The 22,620-nt window shown below is 70.7% G+C and carries 23 protein-coding genes; 16 read left to right on the top strand and 7 right to left on the bottom strand.

Annotation, left to right across the window (positions count from 1 at the left end):
* Window positions 1–57 precede the first annotated feature (57 nt).
* The 4 genes from VIM26_RS19105 (at window position 58) to VIM26_RS19090 (ending at window position 5,082) form a co-directional block, all read left to right on the top strand.
* A complete protein-coding gene (locus VIM26_RS19105; RefSeq protein ID WP_331954166.1) occupies window positions 58–819 on the top strand; it encodes an isoprenyl transferase in 762 nt (253 codons plus the stop codon).
* A 318-nt stretch (window positions 820–1,137) separates the two neighbouring features.
* Complete coding sequence (locus VIM26_RS19100; protein ID WP_331954188.1) at window positions 1,138–2,466, top strand: PhoH family protein; 1,329 nt, start codon at window positions 1,138–1,140, stop codon at window positions 2,464–2,466.
* A 395-nt stretch (window positions 2,467–2,861) separates the two neighbouring features.
* Window positions 2,862–3,443, top strand: a complete 582-nt coding sequence (locus tag VIM26_RS19095; protein ID WP_331954186.1) for an FCD domain-containing protein — start codon at window positions 2,862–2,864, stop codon at window positions 3,441–3,443.
* Window positions 3,444–3,699: 256 nt separating this feature from the next.
* Window positions 3,700–5,082 (top strand): APC family permease, encoded by a 1,383-nt coding sequence (locus tag VIM26_RS19090; protein WP_331954164.1) that lies wholly within the window; start codon window positions 3,700–3,702, stop codon window positions 5,080–5,082.
* Between the two features lie 504 nt (window positions 5,083–5,586).
* On the opposite strand, the gene VIM26_RS19085 is transcribed toward VIM26_RS19090, so the two are convergent.
* Both VIM26_RS19085 and VIM26_RS19080 read right to left on the bottom strand, forming a co-directional pair.
* Window positions 5,587–6,240 (bottom strand): carbonic anhydrase, encoded by a 654-nt coding sequence (locus VIM26_RS19085; RefSeq protein ID WP_331954162.1) that lies wholly within the window; start codon window positions 6,238–6,240, stop codon window positions 5,587–5,589.
* Between the two features lie 43 nt (window positions 6,241–6,283).
* Window positions 6,284–6,943 (bottom strand): helix-turn-helix domain-containing protein, encoded by a 660-nt coding sequence (locus VIM26_RS19080; RefSeq protein WP_331954184.1) that lies wholly within the window; start codon window positions 6,941–6,943, stop codon window positions 6,284–6,286.
* A gap of 150 nt (window positions 6,944–7,093) precedes the next feature.
* On the opposite strand from VIM26_RS19080, the gene VIM26_RS19075 reads away from it, so the two are divergent.
* On the top strand, window positions 7,094–8,689 hold the full coding sequence (locus VIM26_RS19075; protein WP_331954160.1) for an oleate hydratase: 1,596 nt from the start codon (window positions 7,094–7,096) through the stop codon (window positions 8,687–8,689).
* A 14-nt stretch (window positions 8,690–8,703) separates the two neighbouring features.
* Here the strand turns inward: VIM26_RS19075 and VIM26_RS19070 are convergent, their stop codons facing one another.
* Genes VIM26_RS19070 through xseA form a run of 3 tightly spaced genes read right to left on the bottom strand, consistent with a single transcriptional unit; the run spans window position 8,704 to window position 11,243 of the window.
* Complete coding sequence (locus VIM26_RS19070; protein ID WP_331954158.1) at window positions 8,704–9,630, bottom strand: carbohydrate kinase; 927 nt, start codon at window positions 9,628–9,630, stop codon at window positions 8,704–8,706.
* Window positions 9,627–9,923: an exodeoxyribonuclease VII small subunit gene (locus tag VIM26_RS19065; protein WP_331954157.1), complete on the bottom strand. Its 297-nt coding sequence runs from the start codon at window positions 9,921–9,923 to the stop codon at window positions 9,627–9,629. The genes VIM26_RS19070 and VIM26_RS19065 overlap by 4 nt, the downstream gene beginning before the upstream one ends.
* Before the next feature lie 30 nt (window positions 9,924–9,953).
* Window positions 9,954–11,243 carry an exodeoxyribonuclease VII large subunit gene (gene xseA, locus VIM26_RS19060; RefSeq protein WP_414696523.1) on the bottom strand — a complete coding sequence of 430 codons (1,290 nt, stop codon included), beginning with the start codon at window positions 11,241–11,243 and terminating at the stop codon, window positions 9,954–9,956.
* Between the two features lie 6 nt (window positions 11,244–11,249).
* Between xseA and VIM26_RS19055 the strand changes: the two genes are divergently transcribed.
* Window positions 11,250–12,266 carry a 4-hydroxy-3-methylbut-2-enyl diphosphate reductase gene (locus VIM26_RS19055; protein ID WP_331954153.1) on the top strand — a complete coding sequence of 339 codons (1,017 nt, stop codon included), beginning with the start codon at window positions 11,250–11,252 and terminating at the stop codon, window positions 12,264–12,266.
* 351 nt (window positions 12,267–12,617) lie between these two features.
* On the opposite strand, the gene VIM26_RS19050 is transcribed toward VIM26_RS19055, so the two are convergent.
* Window positions 12,618–13,943 (bottom strand): DNA recombination protein RmuC, encoded by a 1,326-nt coding sequence (locus tag VIM26_RS19050; RefSeq protein WP_331954151.1) that lies wholly within the window; start codon window positions 13,941–13,943, stop codon window positions 12,618–12,620.
* A 206-nt stretch (window positions 13,944–14,149) separates the two neighbouring features.
* On the opposite strand from VIM26_RS19050, the gene VIM26_RS19045 reads away from it, so the two are divergent.
* From VIM26_RS19045 to VIM26_RS19000, 10 genes are all read left to right on the top strand, one after another.
* Window positions 14,150–14,971 carry an ABC transporter ATP-binding protein gene (locus VIM26_RS19045; RefSeq protein WP_331954149.1) on the top strand — a complete coding sequence of 274 codons (822 nt, stop codon included), beginning with the start codon at window positions 14,150–14,152 and terminating at the stop codon, window positions 14,969–14,971.
* Window positions 14,953–16,533 (top strand): hypothetical protein, encoded by a 1,581-nt coding sequence (locus VIM26_RS19040; protein ID WP_331954147.1) that lies wholly within the window; start codon window positions 14,953–14,955, stop codon window positions 16,531–16,533. The genes VIM26_RS19045 and VIM26_RS19040 overlap by 19 nt, the downstream gene beginning before the upstream one ends.
* A 34-nt stretch (window positions 16,534–16,567) precedes the next feature.
* Entirely contained in the window at window positions 16,568–17,653 is a 1,086-nt protein-coding gene (ychF, locus tag VIM26_RS19035) for a redox-regulated ATPase YchF (RefSeq protein WP_331954145.1), read from the top strand.
* A gap of 532 nt (window positions 17,654–18,185) precedes the next feature.
* Entirely contained in the window at window positions 18,186–18,458 is a 273-nt protein-coding gene (locus VIM26_RS19030; RefSeq protein WP_331954143.1) for a DUF1778 domain-containing protein, read from the top strand.
* A 142-nt stretch (window positions 18,459–18,600) separates the two neighbouring features.
* The gene (locus tag VIM26_RS19025; RefSeq protein WP_331954142.1) at window positions 18,601–18,969 is read left to right on the top strand and encodes a hypothetical protein; all 369 of its coding nucleotides are present in this window, start codon (window positions 18,601–18,603) and stop codon (window positions 18,967–18,969) included.
* A gap of 179 nt (window positions 18,970–19,148) precedes the next feature.
* Complete coding sequence (locus VIM26_RS19020) at window positions 19,149–19,808, top strand: hypothetical protein (RefSeq protein ID WP_331954140.1); 660 nt, start codon at window positions 19,149–19,151, stop codon at window positions 19,806–19,808.
* 67 nt (window positions 19,809–19,875) lie between these two features.
* Window positions 19,876–20,469, top strand: a complete 594-nt coding sequence (locus VIM26_RS19015) for a hypothetical protein (RefSeq protein ID WP_331954138.1) — start codon at window positions 19,876–19,878, stop codon at window positions 20,467–20,469.
* Window positions 20,466–21,059, top strand: a complete 594-nt coding sequence (locus tag VIM26_RS19010) for a hypothetical protein (protein ID WP_331954136.1) — start codon at window positions 20,466–20,468, stop codon at window positions 21,057–21,059. Before VIM26_RS19015 ends, VIM26_RS19010 begins: the two co-directional genes overlap by 4 nt.
* A 9-nt stretch (window positions 21,060–21,068) precedes the next feature.
* Window positions 21,069–21,542, top strand: a complete 474-nt coding sequence (locus VIM26_RS19005) for a nucleotidyltransferase domain-containing protein (protein WP_331954134.1) — start codon at window positions 21,069–21,071, stop codon at window positions 21,540–21,542.
* 130 nt (window positions 21,543–21,672) lie between these two features.
* Entirely contained in the window at window positions 21,673–21,903 is a 231-nt protein-coding gene (locus VIM26_RS19000; RefSeq protein WP_331954132.1) for a DUF86 domain-containing protein, read from the top strand.
* A 13-nt stretch (window positions 21,904–21,916) separates the two neighbouring features.
* On the opposite strand, the gene VIM26_RS18995 is transcribed toward VIM26_RS19000, so the two are convergent.
* Window positions 21,917–22,531, bottom strand: a complete 615-nt coding sequence (locus VIM26_RS18995) for a DinB family protein (protein WP_331954130.1) — start codon at window positions 22,529–22,531, stop codon at window positions 21,917–21,919.
* Between the last annotated feature and the right edge of the window lie 89 nt (window positions 22,532–22,620).

Below are 22,620 nucleotides of genomic sequence, written 5' to 3'. Positions count from 1 at the left end.
CCTGGGACGGGTCGGGGTAGCGTGAGCCTCCCGCCACCCTGCCGAGAGGTCCTTCGCGTGCGCCTGCCCCACCTGCTGTACGGGCTGTATGAGCGCCGCTTGGCGGTATCCCTGCCGCAGGATGCGATCCCCCGCCACGTCGGGGTGATCCTGGACGGGAACCGGCGCTGGGCGCGGTCCTTCGGTGAGCCGGCGTCCACCGGGCACCGGCGCGGGGCCGACAAGATCAGCGACTTCCTGGTGTGGTCCGAGGAGGTCGGCGTCGAGGTCGTCACGCTGTGGATGCTCTCCACCGACAACCTCAGCCGCGAGGCCGACGAGCTCGCCGAGCTGGTGTCGATCATCACCGAAGCCGTGTCCGACCTGGCCGACACCGGGCGCTGGCGGGTGCAGGTCATGGGCGACCTCGACCTCCTGCCCGTCGAGGCGGCCGACGCGCTGCGCTGTGCCGAGCAGCGCACCAAGGACGTGCGGGGCCTGCACGTGAACGTCGCCATCGGGTACGGCGGGCGGCACGAGATCGCCGACGCGTTCCGCTCGCTGCTGCGCGAGCACGTCGAGCGCGGGACGACGCTCGAGGCGCTCGCCGAGTCGTTCGACGTCGACCAGATCGCCGACCACCTGTACACGAAGGGCCAGCCCGACCCGGAGCTCGTGATCCGCACGTCGGGCGAGCAGCGCCTGGGCGGCTTCCTGCTCTGGCAGAGTGCGCACTCTGAGTTCTACTTCTGCGAGGCCTACTGGCCGGACTTCCGGCGGGTCGATTTCCTGCGCGCGCTGCGGGCTTTCGCGGCCCGCGAACGACGGTTGGGACGCTAGGCGTCCACTGGGTGAACATCAGGTTTCGAGGTGGCGTGTTGCCCGCCACCTGGTGCCCGCGGGGCTGGTCCCGGCGTAGCGTCCGTGCCTATCGGATGACTCCAGTCATCCAATGGGAGGCCAGCCCATGGAGCCACTTGCTCCGGGGGGAGGGCCGGACCCGGCTCTCGTGGCCGACCGACCCCCACCCAGTCGCCTGACGTCGGCACGCGCTGACGCGAGGTAGCGAGAACGGCGCCCCCGGGCGCCGGTAGGGAGCCAGTCGTGGTCAATGAGGCAACAAGCGGCACCACCCCGACCACCCGGACCGCAGGGGCAGTGATCCCCGACGAGGGTCCTGGCGCCCGCAGGACGTACGTGCTGGACACCTCTGTGCTGTTGTCGGACCCGCGTGCGATCCTGCGCTTCAAGGAGCACGACGTCGTCCTGCCGATCGTGGTGATCACCGAGCTCGAGGCAAAGCGCCACCACGCCGAGCTGGGCTACTTCGCCCGCGCCGCGCTACGGATGCTCGACGACCTGCGCATCGAGCACGGCCGGCTCGACGAGCCCATCCCGATCGGGGACGAGGGCGGCACGCTGCACGTCGAGCTCAACCACACCAGCGCCGAGACGCTCCCGCTCGGTTTCCGGCTGGGTGAGAACGACAACCGGATCCTTGCCGTCGCGAAGAACCTCGCGCTCGAGGGACTGCTGGTGACCCTGGTGTCCAAGGACCTGCCGATGCGGGTCAAGGCCTCCGCGCTGGGACTGCACGCCGAGGAGTACCGGGCCGAGCTGGCCGTGGACTCCGGCTGGACCGGCATGGACACGCTCGACGTGAGCGAGGCCCAGATGGCCGCCGCGTGGGAGCACGAGACGATCGACCTCGCCGAGGTGCACGGCGCCGCCGACCGCGCCCTGATCTGCCACACCGGCCTGGTGCTCCGCTCCCCGCGCGGGTCCGCGCTGGGTCGGGTCACGCCCGACAAGCACGTGCAGCTCATTCGGGGCGACCAGGACGTCTTCGGGCTGCACGGGCGCAGCGCGGAGCAGCGGATCGCGATCGACCTGCTGCTGGACCCCGAGATCGGGATCGTGTCCCTCGGCGGTCGGGCCGGCACGGGCAAGTCGGCCCTCGCGCTGTGCGCAGGCCTGGAGGCGGTGCTCGAGCGACGCCAGCACCGCAAGGTGATGGTCTTCCGCCCGCTGTACGCGGTCGGCGGCCAGGACCTCGGGTACCTGCCGGGTGGCGAGGCGGAGAAGATGGGCCCGTGGGGCCAGGCCGTGTTCGACACCCTGGAGGCGCTGGTCTCCAAGGAGGTCGTCGAGGAGATCATGGACCGCGAGCTGCTCGAGGTCTTGCCCCTGACGCACATCCGGGGCCGCTCGCTGCAGGATGCGTTCGTGATCGTCGACGAGGCCCAGTCGCTCGAGCGGAACGTGCTGCTCACGGTGCTCTCGCGGATCGGCCAGAGCTCGCGGGTGGTGCTGACCCACGACGTCGCCCAGCGCGACAACCTGCGGGTCGGCCGGCACGACGGCGTCGCGGCGGTCATCGAGGCACTCAAGGGCCACCCGCTGTTCGCGCACGTGACGCTGACCAGGTCGGAGCGCTCGCCGGTGGCGGCGTTGGTGACGGAGATGCTCGAGGGGATCGAGGTCTGAGGTGGGGCGGTTTCGGGTTTCGGTGCGGGTCGCAAGGCCACCGGGAATTCTGAGGATCGAAGGCTGAGGGTTCGAGGCTGAGGACCGGTTCCGGGGTCCGAGGCTGAGGGCTTGAAGCCGACAGAGCTGGGTCTGAGGCGTGCGACGAGATCCTCGTCGCGCGCCTCAGCCGTCCCGCCGCCGAGCCGGCCGGCCACGAGTCCACCCAGCTCGGCGCCTCGTCTATTGTGAATCGGGTGGCGAGGCAGGTGGGGAAGTTCAGTCCGTACACCGTGGGTGATGCTGCCCGGTTGGCCGGCTCGGCGGACATCCTCGAGCTGGGGATTCGACGTCCGTCGTCAAATGCCACGGGCCCGGGGCTGGTCAGGTCGAGGATCGCTCTCGCGGTGCGGCTCATGTCGTTGGCCCCGGGAGATCGCTTGCCGGATACCGGCGTGCTGGCCGAGTCCCTGAGCATCGGCGAGATCACCGTGCGGCGCACGCTGGAGACGATGTGCCAGGACGGGCTGCTCGAACGGCGACGCGGGCGCACCGGCGGCACGTTCGTGGCGGCCAACTGGGATTCGATGGTGGCCGAATTCCATGACGAGGGCCATGCTCGGCCGCTCGCCGAACTGCACCTCCTGCTGGAGGCGGGCCTGGTCGCGATCGGGTGCGGGGATGACCGCAGTGATGAGGTCCGCGTCCTCGGGGAGCTGGTTCTGGAGCTGGACGGGACGGTCGATGCGCGAGCGGCCGCCTCCTTGGAGGCCCGGTTTCATCTCGAACTTGCCCAGCAGCTCGGTACGGCTGCCGCAGCGGAGCGGGCGGCTGAGCTCCTCGGCCGGCTCTGCTGGCTGCGACCCGGTCCGGACCTGGACACCTTGCGGCGGCTCAACGAGACCCATCGGGCTCTCCTTGCGGCGCTCGGGTCGGGGTCGGTCGAGGCGGCAGTGGCGGCGGTCACCGAGCACGCGTCGCGGTCCGGACTGCACTAGCGGCGGGGTTGCGCAAGGGACAAGAGTCCACGGGTTGGCACTGCCGTTGTTTATTTGATCACCTTGCGCTAATTTTCTGACCAACGGTTCGCGACCCAGCATGCGCAGGCTCGCGCGTAGGCCGCAGGGCCCGCACCACACCGCGACCAAGGGAGTTCGCATGTCTGAGTTGCACGCAAGGTCAGAGTTTGTTGAGTCGAAGTCGCCGACGCGACCGTCAGGTGAACACGATCGTCTGCGTGGCGGATCGCTGGGGATGATCGACATCGCGGCGTCCACGATGGCGAACATCGGGCCGGCGATGAGCTTCTTCTTCGGGTTCTCGTTCCTCGCCGTCACCGCCGGGGTCGCATCGCCGCTGACGATCGTTGCAGCGGGCATCGCCATCGCGCTGCTGGGCAACACGCTCGCGCAGTTCTCCCGGGCCCAGCCCTCGGCGGGGGGCTTCATCACGTTCGTCGGGAAGTCGTTCGGACCGACCAGCGCGGTCACCACCGCGCTGCTGGCCGGGCTCGGCTACATCATCGCGATGGCGGCGGTGATTGCGATCTCCGGTGGGTTCCTGCAGATCACCGCGAGCCGGTACCTCGGGTGGGACGTCCCGTGGATCGTGTGGTCCCTGCTGCTGACTGCCCTGTCCGTGGTCATGATGGTCCGCGGCATCGGGGTCTCCACCAAGCTCGCCGGGCTGTTCTTCGGGGTGGAGATGATCGTGCTCGTCGCGGTCTCGATCGTCGCGATCGTCAAGCACGGCAACGCACTGTCGATCGCCCCCTTCCTGCCAAGCCACATCACCGGCGGCGTCAAGGGGCTGGCCGAGGGCTTCCCGCTGGCGATCTACCTGTTCATCGGCTGGGAGAACTCCGCCGCTCTGGCCGAGGAGACCGACAACCCGCGGCGCAACGTCGGGCGGGCCGTGTTCTCCTCCGTCGCGATCATGGCCGTCAGCTACATCCTGTTCGCCTACGCGACCGTGACCGGCTTCGGGTATGACGTCGACAAGCTCAGCGCCTCGCCGATCCCGTTCATCGCCGTGGCCCGTGGGAGTCTGGGCGTTCTCGCGTTCACGGCCTACCTCGCCGGCCTCACCTCGACCATGGGCGCCCTCATCGCCGGCACGAACTCCCAGGCTCGGCTCCTGTTCAGCGCGGGCCGTGAGGGTCTGCTGCCCTCCTTCATCGGCCGCGTCCACCCCACCCGGCGCACGCCCACCAACGCGATCTTCACCTTCGTCGCGATCGCGCTGCTGATCATCGGCGGCTGGGGCCTGGGTCACATCCTCGGCGGCCATCCGACGATGGATCCGATCAGCTTCTTCGCCGAGGCGTCCACCATGGGCACGATCCTGGTGATGCTGGTCTACCTGACGTCCAACATCGCGCTGCCGTTCTACTACCGCAAGTACCGCCCGCAGGAGTTCAGCGTCCTCAAGCACCTGGTCCTGCCGGCGCTGGGCGCCCTGGCGATCATCGTCCCGCTGTACTACCTCGCCAAACCTGGCCAGCCCGCCCCGTACAGCTGGTTCCCCTACGTCGCGTTCGCGCTCGTTGCGGCGTCGATCCTCTACGCGGTCGTGCTCACCCGCCGTGACCCGGAGCTCGGTGACCGGGTCGGTTCACTCATCGCCGACGCGGAGTAGGGCCCGACAGGAGGATCGAAGGCTGAGGGTTCGAGGCTGAGGACCGGTTCCGGGGTCCGAGACTGAGAGCGTGAAGTCGGGAGTTTGACGCTGGGCCTGAGGCGCGTGACGGATCCTCGTCGCGCGCCTCAGTCGTCCAGTGAGCGGGCGCAGGCAATCGGCTGGGACCAAGCTCCCTTCACCGTCGCCGCCGGTGCCGGAAGACTTGGAAGGGCTCTGCGGCGGTCCTCCGTCGCTGAGCCGAGTCTGGCAGCGCAGGAGGTTCCGATGGAGTCCCAGGTGATTCCCTCCCCAGTGATCCCGTCGCCGGTGATCGGGACCCAGGTGATCGGGACCCGAGGTTCCCCCTACTGGTTCTCCGCGGCCCTCGCGGCGGTTCGGCGCGAGCGCCGATCCCGGCACCCGGTTCGCCTCGACCGCAGCGATCCCGCTGTTCCTCGGCCTGGCCGTCGCGGGCGCGGTCCCGCTGTGGTTCTTCTACCGCAACCTGGACCGGACCGGGCGTCAGTCGACGGGGTCGCCGAACTGGCCGATGTCGCCGACCGACTCGACCAGCGAGACCCGCCCGTCGGCGAGGGTGTACTCCAGCCCGACGATTGCGCACCGGCCCTCGGAGATCGCCTCGGACAGCCCTGCCGAGTAGTCCTGCAGCATCTGGACCGTGTGCCGGGCGTGCTCGCGCCCGAGCGCCGCGGCGTCCAGCGACAGCAGGCTGCCGACACCGCCCTCGCCGAGGCCGACGATGCTCGGGATCACCCGGTCGACGATCGCCCGGACGAAGCCGCGCGGCAGCTCGCCGGTGGTCAGCGCCGTCATCGCCGCGGCGACCGCGCCGCACCCGTCGTGCGCGAGCACGACGACGAGCGGCGTGTGGAGCAGGTCGACCCCATACTCGATCGACCCGACGACGGTCGTGTCGAGCACATGCCCGGCCGTGCGGACCACGAACAGGTCACCGAGGCCCTGGTCGAAGATGATCTCGGCGGCCACGCGCGAGTCGGAACAGCCGAAGAGCACCGCGAGCGGCGTCTGCTCCACGCTGACCTCGGTCCGCCGCTCGACGCTCTGCGAGGGGTGCTCCATCTCGCCGGACACGAAACGCGCGTTGCCCTCGCGGAGCACGGCCCACGCCTGCGCTGGGGTCATCTGGTTCGGCATGCGCACATCCTGACATCACAAAACGCCCAGGTTCGCACCGGTCTCACGCCGGGGCGAGCACCCCGTACAGCAGCGCGTCGACGTGCGAGCGCAGCGTGGCGCCGAGCGTGCCGGGGTCCTCGCGCCCGAGGCTCACCCGGATCAGCTCCATGTGCAGCGTCGAGAAGGTGGTGCGCGCGGCGCCGCGCAGGTCGACGCCGTCCCGCACCCGGCTCGCCCGGGCGAACCGCTCGAGGATGTCGCCGATCGCGTCCTCGAGCTCGGAGATCCGCGCCAGCGCCTCCAGGCGGTACTCGCCCTGCTCGGTGCCGAACAGGATCTCCCGCTGGTAGACCGCGGTGTTCTCCGGTGACTGGCGGCTCGCCTCGATCTGCGGACCGAGCAACGCCAGGATCGCCTCGGTCGGCGAGTCGGCGGACGCGGCGGCAGCGACCCCCCGGCGGGTGTCCAGCCGCATCTTCTCGTTCATCACCATCATCAGCAGCTCCGCCTTGGAGCTCGCGTAGCGGAACAGGGTCCCGGTCCCGACGTCGGCCCGCTCGGCGATCAGCTGCGTGGCCACCGCGGAGTACCCGCGCTCGGCAAACAGGTCCGACGCCGCCTGGAAGATGCGGTCCTGCTTCTCGAGCTTGTTGCGCGCGCGCCGGCCGACTTCGACCGGTGCGCCGTCGCCCGAGCCGGGCCGGTCCTCGTCGTCGGGCATCACGGGCGAATCCTCCCAGCGGGGCGGGTGAGCGGGTCGCAGAGAGCCGATCAAGTGGCTGATCGCCCCGCGTCCTGTACCAGAACCCTAACATTCGGACTAGGCTCCGAAAGGAGTCCAGTCCGAATCATTTGATCAGAGGAGAACGACATGACCGTCGATGCGTCAGCCGCACACCTGTGGATCGTGGGCGGGGGCATCGCCGGCATGGCGACCGCCGCCTTCGCGATCCGGGACGCGGGCGTCCCGGGCGAGAACGTGCACATCCTGGAGGAGCTCGGGATCGGCGGCGGATCGATGGACGGTGCGTCGTCGCCCGCGGTCGCCGACGGGTGGGTGTCGCGCGGCGGCCGGATGCTCGAGGAGGAGGTGTACCAGACGACCTGGGACCTCTTCGCCACGATCCCGTCGCTCGAGAATCCCGACGTCAGCGTCCGCCAGGAGATCATCGACTTCAACAAGACGTTCTCCACGCACTCCAATGCGCGCCTCCTCGACGCGCGCGGCCGCATCATCGACCCGACCAAGTACGGCTTCAACAGCCGGGACCGGTTCGAGATGGCGCGCCTGCTGGCCATGACCGAGAAGGCCCTCGGGGCCCGTCGCATCGACGAGATGTTCAGCGAGCACTTCTTGTCGACCAACTTCTGGAAGATGTGGCGGACTACCTTCGCGTTCCAGAAGTGGCACTCGGCCACCGAGCTGCGCCGCTACTTCATCCGCTTCGTCCAGGAGTTCGACCGGATCCACACGCTCTCGGGTGTGCGCCGCACCAAGTACAACCAGTACGACTCGATGATCGTCCCGCTGCAGCGCTGGCTGATGGCCCAGGGCGTCGACGTCCGCTTCGGGACTCGCGTGACCGACGTCGACTTCACCGGCCCGCGCCAGCCGCGGCGCGCCACCCGGCTGCACATCGAAGACAAGACCGGCGTCTCGGCTATCGAGCTCGGCGCAAACGACTACACGTTCATGACCATCGGGTCCATCACCGCCGACGCCACGTACGGCGGGAACGACACGGTGCCGGCGTTGATCCGGGACCGCGTCGACCACGGCTGGTCGCTGTGGGAGGAGCTGGCCAAGAAGGCCCCGGACTTCGGGCGGCCGAACACGTTCTCGGGCAACATCGACGAGAACAAGTGGGAGTCGTTCACGCTCACGATGCACGGCGACGTGCTGCTCAAGCGCATCGTGGAGTTCTCCGGGAACGAGCCGGGCACCGGCGCGATCATGACCTGGGTCGAGTCCGGCTGGCACCTGTCGATCGTGGTTCCGGACCAGCCGCACTTCTTCGGCCAGCAGGAGGGCGTCTTCACGCTCTGGGGCTACGGCTTCGAGATCGACAACGAGGGCGACTACGTCAAGAAGAAGATGTCCCAGTCCACCGGTACCGAGATCCTCACCGAGCTCGTGCACCAGCTGGGGTTCGAGGACATCCTCGACGAGGTGCTCGCGACCACCGACGTCACGACCGTGATGATGCCGTACGCCTCCGCGCTGTTCAGCCGGCGGGTCCCGGAGGACCGCCCGAAGGTCATCCCCGACGGTTCGGAGAACTTCGCCTTCCTCGGCCAGTTCACCGAGATGCCCGAGGACACCGTGTTCACGGTGGAGTACTCGGTGCACGGCGCGATGCTCGCGGTCTACACGTTCTTCGGGGTCGAGCGGCCCATCCCGCCGATCTTCCACGGCCTACACGACAAGACAGCAAGCCGAGGCGCCCTCCAGTCCGCCTTCAAGTAAAACCCCTCGAGGGTTTACTCGACTTCTTCGGCCCAGGGGGGGTTTGCGCCGGCGCGGGAGACTGTGATCGCGGCGATTCGGGCCGAGCGGGTGAGGATCCGGACCAGCTTGGCCTCGTCGATCGCGGCGAGCTCGGCCCGCCGGTTCGCGCCGAGCAGGCGGGCGGACCACAGCCCGTCGATCAGGCTCGACATGAACGAGTCGCCCGCGCCGACGGTGTCGGCGACGTCGACCTTCGGGGCCGGGACCTCGACGTTCACCCCGCCGGCGGTCACCGCGAGCACGCCCTCGCCGCCGCGGGTGATCACCACGAGCCCCGGTCCGGCGCTCGCCCACCGTGCGGCGACGTCGGCGACGGGCACGCCGGGCTCGAGCCACTCGACGTCCTCGTCGCTCGCCTTGACCACGTCGGCGAGGGCGACGAGCCGCTCGACCAGCGGGCGGATCTCGTCCGGGGTGCCGAGCAGGGCGGGGCGGATGTTCGGGTCGTAGGTGACCGTGGAGCGGGCGCGCGCTTCCTCGAGGATCTTCACGATCGCGTCGCCGCCGGGGGCGAGCGCGGCGCCGATCGTGCTGGAGTGCACGACGACGACGTCGGCCGGCAGCTGCGCGGACGCCGGCACCTGCCAGTCGATGTCGAACGTGTACGTCGCGGCACCGGTCGCGTCCAGCGTCGCGATCGCGACCGGGGTCGAGGCCGCGCCGTCGCTGCCGGCGACGATGCGCACCGCGGACTCCTCGAGGTGCTTGCGCACGAGGTCGCCGTGGGTGTCGGCCGCGAACCAGGTCAGCAGCTCCACCGGGCGCCCGAGCCGGCCCAGGCCGATGGCGACGTTCGCCGGGCTGCCGCCCGGGTGGTCCTCGACGGTGCCGTCGAGCCGGCGGACGACGTCGACCAGCGCCTCGCCGAGGACGAGGGCGGTGGGTGCGGGGCTGTTCATGAGTCTCCAAGGTCGGTCGTGGTGGGGGAGGAGTCGTCCGGGCCGCCGGGCGCCCGAGCCGCCGCGAGCCGCTCGCGCGCCCCGTCGAGCCACTGCTGGCACCGCGCGGCGAGCGCCTCGCCGCGCTCCCAGAGGGCGAGCGACTCCTCGAGGGTCGCGCCGCCGGCCTCGAGCCGGGCGACCACCGCGACGAGCTCGTCGCGGGCCTGCTCATAGCTCAGGGCGGCGAGGTCGTCGTGGGAAGCGGTCGTGGTGTGGGGAGGAGGCGTCGTTGGCACGCGCCCAGTATCCATGCCGGGGGACGCCCCGGTGAGAGGACCCGCTCAGCGGGTCGGGGTGACGGTCGCCGCGAGCTCGCCCCGGGCGACCCGGATCCGCAGCCGGTCGCCGTCGTCGACCTCGGCTGGATTGCGCACGACCGCTCCGTCCGCCCGCTGCACGACGGCGTAGCCGCGCTCAAGCGTCGCGGCGGGGGACAGCGCGCGCACCTGGGCCGCGAGCTGAGCGGTGTCCCCGGTCGCGCGCGCGAGCCAGCGCTCGAGCGTGCGCCGACCCGCCTCGATCCGCTGCAGCAGGTCCGCCTCGCGCGCCGCGACCATCGACTCCGGCGCCGCGAGCACCGGTCGCGAGCGGGCGGCGTCCAGCCCGGCCTGCTCCCGGTTCAGCAGGTGCCCGACGGCGGCCCGGATCCGGGTCCGGGCCTGGACCAGGCGGGCCCGCTCCTCGGTGACGTCGGGCACGATCGCCTTGGCGGCGTCGGTCGGCGTCGACGCGCGGTAGTCCGCGACGAGGTCCAGCAGGGGGGTGTCGGTCTCGTGCCCGATCGCGCTCACCAGCGGCGTGCGGCACGCCGCGGCCGCCCGCACCAGCGCCTCGTTGCTGAACGGCAGCAGGTCCTCCACGGCCCCGCCGCCGCGCGCGACCACGATCACGTCGACCCGCGGATCGGCGTCGAGCTCGGCGATGGCCGCGCTGACCTGCGGGACCGCGCCGATGCCCTGGACGGCGACCTCGCGGATCTCGAAGGCGACCTGGGGCCAGCGGGCCCGCGCGTTCACGACGACGTCGTGCTCGGCCTTGGACCCGCGCCCGCAGACGAGGCCGACGACGGCCGGCAGGAACGGCAGCGGGACCTTGCGGGAGGCGTCGAAGAGCCCCTCGGCGGCGAGCACCCGCTTGAGGTGCTCGATGCGCGCGAGCAGCTCGCCGATCCCGACCGGGCGGATCTCGTCGGCCTGCAGCTGCAGGGTGCCGCGCTTGGTCCAGAAGGTGGGCTTCGCGTGCACGACGACGTGCGCGCCCTCGGCGAGCGGCGTCGTCACCGCCTCGAGCACCCGGGCGAACACGGACACCGGAAGGGACATGTCGGCGTCGGTGTCGCGCAGCGTGAGGAACGCCATGCCCGCGCCGGGGCGGCGGCTGAGCTGGACGACCTGCCCCTCGACCCACACCGGGGCCATCCGCGAGACGTAGTCGGCGATCTTCCCGGAGAGCAGGCGCACCGGCCACGGCCGCTCGGCGGTGGTCTCCAGGGCGCGTGCGGGCAGCGGGAGCGGGGGCGGGGTCGTGGTGGAGTCCTCGGCGGTCACCCGGCTCAGGGTGCCACGTAGCATGGACAGGTGGCTGAGCAGCGCAAGAAAGTCCTCCTGGCGGCCCCGCGCGGGTACTGCGCGGGGGTCGACCGGGCCGTGATCGCGGTCGAGAAGGCACTCGAGCTCCATGGTGCGCCGGTGTACGTGCGCAAGGAGATCGTGCACAACAAGTTCGTCGTGGAGACCCTGGCCGCCCGCGGCGCGATCTTCGTGAGCGACACCGACGAGGTGCCCGAGGGGGCCCGGATCGTGTTCTCCGCGCACGGCGTCTCCCCGGCGGTGGTCGCGGCCGCCGCGGCCCGCTCGCTGCTGACGATCGACGCGACCTGCCCCCTGGTCACCAAGGTGCACAAGGAAGCGACCCGGTTCGCCGCGGAGGACTACGACATCCTGCTGATCGGCCACCACGGCCACGAGGAGGTCGAGGGCACGCACGGCGAGGCGCCCGACCACATCCAGGTCGTGAACTCGCCCGACGACGTCGACCAGGTCACCGTCCGCGATCCCGAGAAGCTGATCTGGATCTCCCAGACCACGCTGTCCGTCGACGAGACGATGGAGACCGTGCGCCGGCTGCGCGAGCGGTTCCCGTCCCTGCAGGACCCGCCGAGCGACGACATCTGCTACGCGACCCAGAACCGCCAGGTCGCGGTCAAGAAGCTCGCGCCGGACTGCGACGTGGTGATCACGGTCGGCTCGGCGAACTCCTCGAACTCGGTCCGGCTCGTCGAGGTCGCGCTCGACGCCGGCGCTCGGGCGTCCTACCGGGTCGACACCGCCGGCGAGGTCGACCCGACCTGGTTCGACGGCGCGCACACCGTGGGGGTGACCTCGGGGGCGTCCGTCCCGGAGATCCTGGTCCGCGACGTGCTCGAGCTGCTCGCCGGCCTCGGCTTCGACGACGTCGAGGAGGTGCGCACCGCGACCGAGGACCTGATGTTCTCGCTACCCAAGGAGCTGCGCGCCGACCTCAAGGCCGCCGGCACCCCCGTCGAGTCCCCCCGCCGCGGCCCCCGCCCCGAGCTCACCCTCGACCCGATCTGACGCCCTCCCCCGCCCCAGCGTCAGTCTTCCCGCCGAACTCGGACATTGACGCCGAACTCGCACATTGCAGTGTCCGAGTTCAGCGCAAACCTCCGAGTTCGCGGTGCCTGGGCGACGCCAAGAGTGCGGCGCCGCGGCTGAAGCGGCGCTGCGCGCGAATCCCTCAGTGCATCGCTCTGTGCGGCCCTCTGTGCATCGAATCGGCGCCCCAGGTTCACTTCGGCTGCACTGAGGCTTCGCCACGGGCCGGATCGGCTCGGAACTCGGAGGTCGGGACACGGCAGGGGCCGAGTTCGGCGCATATCTCCGCGTTCGCGGGGCGGTCCGGGGCGCCACGGCGCGCCGGGGCGGTCAGCGAGCGGGCCGCGCTGACTCGTCGCGCACGACGTCGTCCAGGGCCACGATCTGCTCCGTGGCCGAGGCGACCAGCTCGGGGGCGCTCACCGCGCTGAGCTGGGGGTTCACCGGGGTGGGGGTGGGCAGGTCGGCGTCGACCACGTGCAGGTCGGCGAATCGGCGCGCGCTCACCAGCACCCGGGTCTCGAGCGAGGAGACCGTCTGGTTGTAGGCCCCGGCGGCGCTGTCGATCGCCCGGCCGAGCTTGGCGAGGTGGTTCCCGAGCGTGGCGATGCGCCCGTGCAACTCCTTGCCGAGGGTCAGCACCTGCTGGGCGTTCGTCGCGAGGGCGTCCTGGCGCCAGGCGTAGGCGACGGTGCGCAGCAGGGCGATGAAGGTCATCGGTGTGGCGACCACGACGTTGCGCTCGAACGCGTACTCGAACAGGGTGGCGTCCTGCTCGAGGGCCGCGTGGAAGAACGCCTCGGCCGGCACGAACATCACCACGAACTCGGGCGCGGGCGCGAACTGGTCCCAGTACCGCTTGGCGGCGAGGTCGTCGATGTGCTTGCGGAAGTGCCGCGAGTGCGCCGCGAGCCGCTGGGCCCGCACGACGTCGTCGGTCGCCTGGGTCGCGTCCAGGTAGCCGAGGAAGGCGACCTTCGCGTCCACCACGATGTTCTTGCCGCCGGACAGCTTGATCACCATGTCCGGGCGCAGCGCGCCGTCGTCCGTGCGGACCTGGTCCTGCTCGACGAAGTCGACGTGCTCGACCATGCCGGCCGACTCCACGACGCGGCGCAGCTGGATCTCGCCCCACTTGCCGCGGACCTGGGAGGACCGCAGCGCCGTGACCAGCTGGCTCGTCTCGGTCCGCAGCAGGTCCGAGGACACGCGCATGGCGCGGACCTGCTCGCCGAGCGCCGCCTCGCCGGTGAGCCGGGCCTTCTCCGCGGTGGTCATCTCGACCTTGACCGCATCGAGGGTGCGGGTCAGCGGCTCGACGAGCGCCTTGACCGCCTCCTCGCGCCGCGCGAGCTCGGACGCCTGGGTCTGCTGGCTCGCCATCAGGCGCTGGTCGGCCAGCGCGAGGAACTGTTCGTTGTTCGTCGCCAGGGCGTCGGCCGCCAGCGCCCGGAACTGCTCGGTCAGTCGCGCCTGGTCCGCCTGCAGGGAGCCGACCCGCTCGGTGGCGGACGCGCGTTCCACCTCGAGCTGGGCCTGGGCCCGGGCAGCGCGGACCTGGGCGGCGCCGACCCGCGAGCCGGCGAGGGACCAGCCGGCGAGCACGCCGAGGAGCAGTGCGCCCGTGACCAGGAGAAGTGCGGTCGAGATGTTCATGCCTCGTACGGTGCCAGAAGCCACCCACACCACCCGTGACCCCAGCCCCCCGCGTGTCAGCCCCAGCGCGCCCCAGGGACCGCGCGACTCCTGACAGGTCCTGGGCCCCGGGATGTGTCAGCCCCAGCGCGCCCCAGAGACCGCGCAGCGGCTGACACGTTCGTGGGGGTCGCGGGTGGCGGGCGGATACGGGGTTAACCTGCGCCATGACGTCCGGCGCTGTGCCTGTGCCACCCACCCAGTCCACGCCAGACCCCGCACCTGTGGCCGTACCTCCCGCGCTCGCGCTGCGCGGGCTGTGGAAGCGGTTCGGAGACAAGATCGCCGTCGCGGGCGTCGACCTGGACGTGCCGGTCGGTTCGTTCTACGGGCTCGTCGGCCCCAACGGCGCGGGCAAGACGACCACGCTGTCCATGGCCACCGGCCTGCTGCGCCCGGACTTCGGGCAGGTCTGGGTGCACGGGCAGGACCTCTGGGCGTACCCGACGCACGTCAAGACCCAGCTCGGAGTGCTGCCCGACGGCGTCCGCCTGTTCGACCGCCTCACCGGCGCGCAGCTCATCACCTACGCCGGCCTGCTGCGCGGGATGGACCGGGACACCGCCGCCGCCCGCACCGCCGACCTGCTCCGCGCACTCGACCTCACCGCCGACGCGAGCACCCTCGTCGTGGACTACTCGGCCGGCATGACCAAGAAGGCAGCGCTGGCCTGCGCCCTCGTGCACGCGCCGCGGCTGCTCGTGCTCGACGAGCCGTTCGAGGCGGTCGACCCGGTCTCCGCGGCGAACATCCGCGACATCCTCACCAGTTACGTGACGACCGGTGGCGGCACCGTGATTGTTTCCTCGCACGTGATGGACCTGGTCCAGCGCATGTGCGACCACGTCGCGGTGATCGCGGGCGGCCACGTGCTCGCCGCCGGAACCGTGGACGCGGTCCGCGGCGACGGGAGCCTGGAGGACAAGTTCGTGGACCTCGTCGGGGGCCGCACGACGGGGGAGGGTCTGGAGTGGTTGCACACCTCCTGAGGCTCAAGCTGGCCCTGCTGCGCAACGGCCTGCGCCGCAGCACCTGGCAGGTCGTCGGACTGGTCGTCGCCGCGCTGTACGCGCTCGGCGCCATGCTCGGCGCGATCGCCGGGCTCGTCGCGCTGAGCACCCAGGACCCCGGGACGATCCGGACCGTGCTCGTGGTGGCGGGCTCTGCGCTCGTGCTCGCGTGGTGGTTCGTCCCGCTGGTGGCCTTCGGGGTGGACGCCACCTTGGACCCGACCCGCTTCGTCACCTTCGCGATCCCGCGCCGAACCCTGCTGACCGGCCTCGCGCTCGGCGGCGTGCTGGGCATCCCCGGCGCGGCGACCGCCGTCGTCGTGCTCGCCTCGGCGCTGAGCTGGTGGCGCACCCCGGTGGCCGCGCTGGTGGCCGTGCCGTGCGCGCTGCTCTCGCTCGCGACCTGCCTGATCGGTGCGCGGGCGACGACGACGGCGCTCGCTCCGCTCGTCGGGCGGCGGCGCTACCGCGAGGTCGTCGCGGTCATCACCATCATCCCGCTGGTCCTTCTCGGCCCGCTCCTCAACGGGGTGGTGTCCGGCCTCGCCGCCGGCCGCGACGTGCTGCCCGCACTGGCCGACGCCGCCGGGTGGACCCCGCTGGGTGCGGCGTGGGCCGTCCCGGCCGACGTCGCGGCGGGGGCCTACGGGCGCGCCGTGCTCGAGCTGCTGGTCGCCGTCGTGAGCCTGGCCGCCCTGGTCGCGCTCTGGAACCGGGCGCTGAGCCGGGCGCTCGTCACGCCGGCGTCGTCGGGGCGCGAGGGGTCGAAGGCGCGGGCCCGCGGGATCGGCGCGTTCGGCTGGCTGCCGGCGACGCCGACGGGGGCGGTGATGGCCCGCTGCCTGACCTACTGGCTGCGCGATCCGCGCTACGCGAAGGCGCTCATCGTCGTGCCGATGATTCCTGTGCTGCTGTACTTCACCGCCGGCACGGCCGGGAGCGACCGCGGCGTGCTGCTCATCACCGGCCCGCTGATCGGCTTGCTGATGGGCTGGACCATCTCCTCCGACGTCGCGTTCGACGGCACCGCCTTCTGGACCCACGTGGCCGCGCCGATCGGCGGCCGGGTGGACCGCACCGGCCGGGTGCTCGCCGCCGGGTTGATCTGCCTGCCGGTGACGCTCGCGCTGGTCGTGGGCACCGTGGCGGTGACCGGGCGGTGGGCCGCGCTGCCGGCGATGGTGGGCGTGAGCGTCGGCCTGCTGCTCACCGCCCTCGGCGGGGCGAGCGTGGTCTCCGCGCGGGTCGTGTACCAGGTCCCGCGGCCGGGCGAGAGCCCGTTCGCCAGCCAGCAGGGCGGCTCGATGGCGGCGGCCGTCGCGCAGCTCGTCGGGTGGGCCGTGATCGTGGCGGCGAGCCTGCCGGAGATCGTGCTCGCGTCGTTCGCCGTCGGCTACGGATCGGTGCTGCTCGGCGTGATCACGCTCGTGGTCGGCGTCCTGCTCGGCGGGCTGCTGCTGGTGGTCGGGATCCGCATCGGCAGCCGGATCCTGGACCGCAGCGCCCCCGAGCTGCTCGCGCGGATGGTCTCCTTCGGCTGAGGGTTCCCGTGCGGCGCCGGTAGACTCGCCCGCCGTGGCACTCACTATCGGCATCGTCGGCCTGCCCAACGTCGGCAAGTCCACCCTTTTCAACGCCCTGACCCGCGCTTCGGTGCTCGCCGCGAACTACCCGTTCGCGACGATCGAGCCCAACGTCGGCATCGTCCCGCTGCCGGACCCGCGCCTGGCGGTGCTTGCGGGGATCTTCGGCAGCGCGAAGCTCCTGCCCGCGACGGTGTCCTTCGTGGACATCGCGGGCATCGTGCGCGGCGCGAGCGAGGGCGAGGGCCTGGGCAACAAGTTCCTCGCCAACATCCGCGAGGCCGAGGCGATCTGCCAGGTCACCCGGGTCTTCTCCGATCCCGATGTGGTGCACGTCGAGGGCAAGGTCTCCCCGAAGGACGACATCGAGACCATCAACACCGAGCTGGCCCTCGCCGACCTGCAGACCCTCGAGAAGGCGATCCCGCGCCTCGAGAAGGAGGTCCGCGGCAAGAAGGCCGACCAGGCGCTGCTCGACGCCGCGATCGGTGCGCAGAAGCTGCTCGAGTCCGGCACCACCCTGTTCCAGGGTGCGGCCAAGGCGGGCCTGGACCCCGAGCGGGTCGCCGAGCTGCAGCTCATGACGAGCAAGCCGTTCATCTACGTCTTCAACACCGACGACGCCGGGCTCGCGGACACCGCGATGCAGGACGAGCTGCGCGCGCTCGTCGCGCCCGCCGACGCGATCTTCCTGGACGCCAAGTTCGAGGCCGAGCTCGTGGAGCTCGAGCCCGAGGAGGCCGCCGAGATGCTCGCCGAGACGGGTGTCGGGGAGCCGGGTCTCGAGCAGCTCGCCCGGGTCGGGTTCCACACCCTGGGCCTGCAGACCTATCTCACCGCCGGCCCCAAGGAGACGCGGGCCTGGACCATCCACCGCGGCTGGACCGCCCCGCAGGCGGCCGGCGTCATCCACACCGACTTCCAGCGCGGCTTCATCAAGGCCGAGGTGATCGGGTTCGACGACCTGGTCGAGGCCGGATCCGTGGCGGCCGCGCGGGCTGCCGGGAAGGCTCGCGTCGAGGGCAAGGAGTACGTGATGGCCGACGGCGACGTGGTGGAGTTCCGCTTCAACGTGTAGGCCGAGCACGTCGAATCGACCACGGTCCGTCGGTGCCGTGCCAAGATCTGGGCATGTCGGGTGATGCAGCCGAGGTGCAGCTTGTCCCTGGCGAATCCACCGAACGGAGAAGAGCCCGACGGTTCCTCTGGGGGCTCTGTGTCGGGTGGCTCGGTGTTGGTCTCACGCTGTTGGCTGTGGTCGGGGTCCTTCCCTCGTGTTTGCTTTGGTTCGGTGTGATCCCGATCTGTACGGGGTTGGGCTGGGGACTGGCGACGAGGGCCCGGCGGTCCAGAGACTCATGGGCCTTGGGCGTCACGCGGAACCTCCGCCGCATCGCGCGCACCGCACGGATGCCTGACCTCGGAACCACCGTGATGGTCTACGCCTGCACCATCGCGGGCCTCACCAGCATTATCGTGGCGCTCATCGTCCACTAGCGCGTCACTCCCGGGACCGGGTCTTGGTCGGGGAAATCGATATCCTCGCGAGGTCGCCGTGCCTTGACCGCGTGCACAATGGTGCGCACAATTGCGTTACGGAGGAGGTGGTCATGAGCACTCCGAGCGAGACCATCAACATGCGGACGGACGTCGAGCGCAAGCGTCGCCTGCAGTTGGCGGCCGATCTGAGGCACGAGAGCCTCACGTCGTTCGTCCTGTCCGCGGCTGACGAACGGGCCGAACAGGTTATCGCCGACAGCCGGACTACCACCTTGCCCGGCGACTTCTTCGATGCCTTCTTCGACTCGCTCGCCTCGGAGCCGACGCCGGTCTTGAGAGACGCGGCGAGCCGGGTCCGTCAGAGCGTCCGACGTGACGGATAGTCCCCGATTCGGTTCCGCACCGCTCGATCCAGCCATTCACGACGTCACGCGCTTCGACTGCGGCGAGCCAGATCTGGACGTCTGGCTCCGCGACCATGCGGCACAGGCTGCCCGAGCCCGGGTCGCGAGGACGTTCGTCTGGGTGGAGGGCGACCGATCGCAGGTCGTCGGCTATTACGCGCTGAGCGCGCACGCCGTTCTTCGCAGTGCGGCCCCGAGCCGCATCGGCCGGGGCGTGCCCGATCCCGTGCCCGCGGCTCTGATCGCCAAGCTCGCTCTCGACCGCTCGCTCCACGGCCAACGGTTGGGCGATCTGCTCCTCGTGGATGCGCTCGCTCGCGTCATCGAAGCGAGCGAGGCGGGCCCGGCCGTACGCGCGATCGTCGTCGACGCCGCGACCGCCTGGGGACGCGCGTTGTACTCCCGGTTCGGCTTCGTGCCCGCACCTGGTCGCGACGACCGAATGATCGTGCGAGCCGACACGGTCGCCATCGCGCTGCGCCGTCACTGACCGCCGTCGTCCGCCCCGCGTCTCCCGGCCCAGACTGCGCACATCCGTAACCTCTGCGCACATCGGATGTGCGCAGGCCGCACCGATGTGCGCAGTTTGCGGCCACGTGGCCGACGGCGACGTGGCGTTTCCGCTTCGGCGTGTACGTCGGCGCGGTCGGCGGGGCTTATCGTTCGCGAATGGTGCGAACCCGCCGCTTCGAACGCGTGCCCTTCCCCGACCTGTCGCAGGTTCCTGGACTTCGGGTTGCGACGAAGGCGGACGTGCACGCGACGTCCCGGGTCGCCATCGCGGCGAGCCGGTGGCGGTGGCGGCACGCCGTTGCTCCGAACGCGTGGCTGGCCCTCGCGCTCGCGGGAATGTCGACAGTCCTGGCGGGGCTGTGTGCGCTCTTGGGCCTGCGCGGGTTCGCCATCGGCGCGTACGTCGTTGCACTCGGGTCCCTCCCCGCCCTGTACTTTCTGACCCCGCCGGACATCCGACACTGGGTCCGTCGACGCGTGGCCGGGTCACGCTGCGTCATCGTCCTGAGCGAGGACGAGACGGCGTTCCTCCTGATTGTGCGAATCGTGTCCAAGGGTCGGGGCTACTGGTTCCTCGGGCATCACGCCGCGCTCGGCGTCGGCGAGGGTCAGGGTGCGGCGCTGCGAGCGCGCTTGCGCGGCCCACTGCTCGCCCAGGCCGATGCGCAGGGCATCGTCATCGCCGCCGTCGTGCCCGTCCGGCTCGAGGCGCAACTCCTGCACGAGCTTCCCGGCGCTCGCGGCAGCGGACCATTTTTCTTTCGGCAGCTGGAACGCGAACCTGCCGGGGTTCGGACACCGAGCCCGTCGGCCTGAGTCCGGTGCTGTCGGTCGGGCGGCCGTTCTCACCCGCTGCCGTGACGGCTCGGTCTAGTGTTCGTCCATGCCACGCGCGGCCCGAGTCGATCGGGTCGTCGTCGCGCGTCTGGCGCTTCCCACCAGGATCCTGCTTCGGGTGCTGGCCGCCGGCTACCTCGCCGTGGGCGCCGGCGTCGCCGCTGCCGGCAGCGCGCCGGGCGATCGTGTGCCGACGCTTGGGCTGTGCGTGCTCGCGAGTGTCACCGGGGTGGCCCACCTGTCGGCGGCCGATGTTCGGGTGGACGCTCGCGGTGGCTACCTGCACGTCGTCAACCTCGTCACGACCTGGCGGCTCCCGGTGTGGTCGGTGCGACGCGTCCACGACGACGGGCTCGTGTTCCTCGTCGATCCGAGCGTCCCGGCCGGCCGGTTCGACCCGCCGTTCCGTCGGGTTGACGCGACGGTGCTCCAGAGCTCCCTGGCTGCACGGCTGCGGGGCAACTCACGGGCGAACGGTGCCATCAGACGGTTCGAGAATGCACGCACGGCGAGCCCGTGGGTCGACCCGGGGATGCACCCGCCGACCCGCCGAGCGCGGACCGGCGTCCTGTGGGCGTACGTCCTGCTGCCTGCCGCGGCGGCGCTCGCCGGGCTGATGGTGGGCGGGCTTTTCTCGTGAAAGGGGCGAAACTCTCGTTCCTGCCGGTGTGGCACGAGACCTGGAGCCAGGCCGACGACTCGCTCCATCGCCGGCTCGTCGGGGTGTTCACCGACCCGAACGCCGCGGCACGGGGGATAGCCCGGGCCCGTGCACTGCCGGGCTTCCGAGATGCTCCGCAGTCGTTCGGCGCCATGCGGGACAGTCCGGGCTCACTGATCCTGCGGGAGCATGTGCGACTACTGGTGCACACGGGCTTTTGGAGCCTCGCGAAGGCCGCGGCCTCCGACCCGCCGCTCGTCCACCTCGTCTCGCGCGGGCCGGTCAGCGTGCCGTTCCTCTTCGACCGGCATCGCGCTCTGGTCGGAATTGCGACCTCCCGGCGCGCTGCGGAACTTCTCTCCCTCGTCCGGCCACCCGAACTGCGGCCACCCGAACTCCGGCCACCCGAACTGCGGGCGGGCGACACCTCTGCGGTGCTTCAAGCCCTCCCGTTGGACACCGTGCTCTGGCCCGGGGGGTACCTCGCGGGCGACCTTCCCCTGCGCGCCCTCGAGCGGGTCCAGCCGGCCGATCTCAATACGCTCGGCGGGGCGGCACGAGGGGGATAAGATTGCCTTATGACCCTGCTGGCCGAATATCGCGATGCACGACGCGACGAGGATGTCGCGCGGCTGCGTCGGGTGATCGCGTTGCGCGCAATGACCGCCACGGGCATGAGTCAGCGGCAGATCGCCGACGCGTTGGGCATCTCCCAGCCGGCAATCAGTCAGCAACTCCGGAACGCGCCCGACCTCGAAGGTGTTCATCCCCGCGTGCTCCTAGATGCGGCTGCACCCGTGCTTAGCGCGCTGGCGGCGGAGCATGACTACCGGCGGCTGGCAGTGTTCGGCTCAGTCGCTCGCGGCGAGGCGCGTGAGGACTCCGATATCGACCTCCTCGTCGACCCGCCACCAGGTACGTCGTCGTTCGAGTTCATCAGATTCAAGCGGTTGATCGAGAAGGTCCTCGGCCGTGGGATCGACCTGATCTCGTACGGAGGCCTGAAGCCGAAGCTGGACGATGACATCAGACGCGACGCGGTGCTGCTGTGATGGACCGCAGGGCCGCGAAGGAATTGCGGCACATCGAGGGCTGGCTCGATCGTTCCGCCGAGATTGTCGCGCGTGGCAAGGATGCCTACCTCGCCGATGCCCTCCTGCAGGAGGCAGGGGACTCCCTGAGATGAAGCTCGGCGAGGCCGCGAATCGGTTGTCGCGGCTCGACGTGCTTGCCCCCGACGGCGTCGAGTGGGCGCTGGCCGTTGCGAACCGGAACTTCATCATCCATCAGTACGATCAGATCGACCGAGAGTTGACCTGGCTGACGTTGTCGGTTGATTCGCCTGCCTGGCGGAAGTCGCTGGTGGCGCTCGTCGTTGAGGCTCAGGCCGCACTCGACACAGGCGCCGGGTGACTGTCCATTCTCATCAGACCGATTGACCAGGCTCCGGCGCGCTCGGGGAGGCCGCCCGAGCGGCGCGCTCGACCCGGTCCCGGTAGCCCGTCCACCAGACCTCGTCGGTGGACGGCAGGTTGTCGTTGTCCACACGAAGCCCGACGCTCCCGTCGATCAGCTCGCGGACGATGTCCGCGTGCCCGGCGTGCCGGTTGGTCTCCGCGATCACGTGCACCAGGATCCGATGCAGCGTGACCTCGCTGCGCTCGGTGGGCCACCAGGGCACATGCCCGACGGCGTCCAGGTCGAGGGCGGCGATCGTCGCGTCGGAGTGCGCCCACACCCGGCGGTACAGCTCGACGATGTCGGCACGCGACTGAGCGGCCGTGGCCCACATGTCCGCGTTCGGCTCGGCATCCTCCGCGAGCCACGGCAGAGGCTCGTCGGACGGCCGCCCGAACGTCTCGCCGAAGTACCCGAGCTCGACGCTCGCCACGTGCTTGACGAGTCCGAGCAGGTTGGTGCCCGTCCGTGTGAGCGGGCGGCGAAGGTCATATTCGGGCACACCGTCGAGCTTCCACAACAGCGCCTCGCGCGCAGCCTGCAGGTAATTGTGGAGCTCGGCTTTCGGCTCAGCTGGAGACATGAAAGCCAACCTCTCACCAACCGCCCACGAACGCTCGCCCCGCCGGTGGTCGCCGACGCCCAGACTGCGCACATCCGTAACGACTGCGC

Origin of the sequence: Pengzhenrongella sp. (assembly GCF_036565025.1) — a bacterium.
Lineage (GTDB): Bacteria > Actinomycetota > Actinomycetes > Actinomycetales > Cellulomonadaceae > Pengzhenrongella.
Note: the sequence above shows the minus strand (reverse complement) of the source record. Positions and strands in the feature narration are given on the sequence as shown.

What these genes read in the sequence shown, in the direction of transcription:
- VIM26_RS19095 (WP_331954186.1), top strand. Translation starts at nt 2,862, where the DNA reads ATGTCGTTGGCCCCGGGAGATCGCTTGCCGGATACCGGCGTGCTGGCC.
- VIM26_RS19090 (WP_331954164.1), top strand. Translation starts at nt 3,700, where the DNA reads ATGATCGACATCGCGGCGTCCACGATGGCGAACATCGGGCCGGCGATG.
- VIM26_RS19085 (WP_331954162.1), bottom strand. Translation starts at nt 6,240, where the DNA reads ATGCCGAACCAGATGACCCCAGCGCAGGCGTGGGCCGTGCTCCGCGAG.
- VIM26_RS19080 (WP_331954184.1), bottom strand. Translation starts at nt 6,943, where the DNA reads ATGCCCGACGACGAGGACCGGCCCGGCTCGGGCGACGGCGCACCGGTC.
- VIM26_RS19075 (WP_331954160.1), top strand. Translation starts at nt 7,094, where the DNA reads ATGACCGTCGATGCGTCAGCCGCACACCTGTGGATCGTGGGCGGGGGC.
- VIM26_RS19070 (WP_331954158.1), bottom strand. Translation starts at nt 9,630, where the DNA reads ATGAACAGCCCCGCACCCACCGCCCTCGTCCTCGGCGAGGCGCTGGTC.
- VIM26_RS19065 (WP_331954157.1), bottom strand. Translation starts at nt 9,923, where the DNA reads ATGGATACTGGGCGCGTGCCAACGACGCCTCCTCCCCACACCACGACC.
- xseA (WP_414696523.1), bottom strand. Translation starts at nt 11,243, where the DNA reads ATGCTACGTGGCACCCTGAGCCGGGTGACCGCCGAGGACTCCACCACG.
- VIM26_RS19050 (WP_331954151.1), bottom strand. Translation starts at nt 13,943, where the DNA reads ATGAACATCTCGACCGCACTTCTCCTGGTCACGGGCGCACTGCTCCTC.
- VIM26_RS19045 (WP_331954149.1), top strand. Translation starts at nt 14,150, where the DNA reads ATGACGTCCGGCGCTGTGCCTGTGCCACCCACCCAGTCCACGCCAGAC.
- VIM26_RS19030 (WP_331954143.1), top strand. Translation starts at nt 18,186, where the DNA reads ATGAGCACTCCGAGCGAGACCATCAACATGCGGACGGACGTCGAGCGC.
- VIM26_RS19020 (WP_331954140.1), top strand. Translation starts at nt 19,149, where the DNA reads ATGGTGCGAACCCGCCGCTTCGAACGCGTGCCCTTCCCCGACCTGTCG.
- VIM26_RS19015 (WP_331954138.1), top strand. Translation starts at nt 19,876, where the DNA reads ATGCCACGCGCGGCCCGAGTCGATCGGGTCGTCGTCGCGCGTCTGGCG.
- VIM26_RS19005 (WP_331954134.1), top strand. Translation starts at nt 21,069, where the DNA reads ATGACCCTGCTGGCCGAATATCGCGATGCACGACGCGACGAGGATGTC.
- VIM26_RS19000 (WP_331954132.1), top strand. Translation starts at nt 21,673, where the DNA reads ATGAAGCTCGGCGAGGCCGCGAATCGGTTGTCGCGGCTCGACGTGCTT.
- VIM26_RS18995 (WP_331954130.1), bottom strand. Translation starts at nt 22,531, where the DNA reads ATGTCTCCAGCTGAGCCGAAAGCCGAGCTCCACAATTACCTGCAGGCT.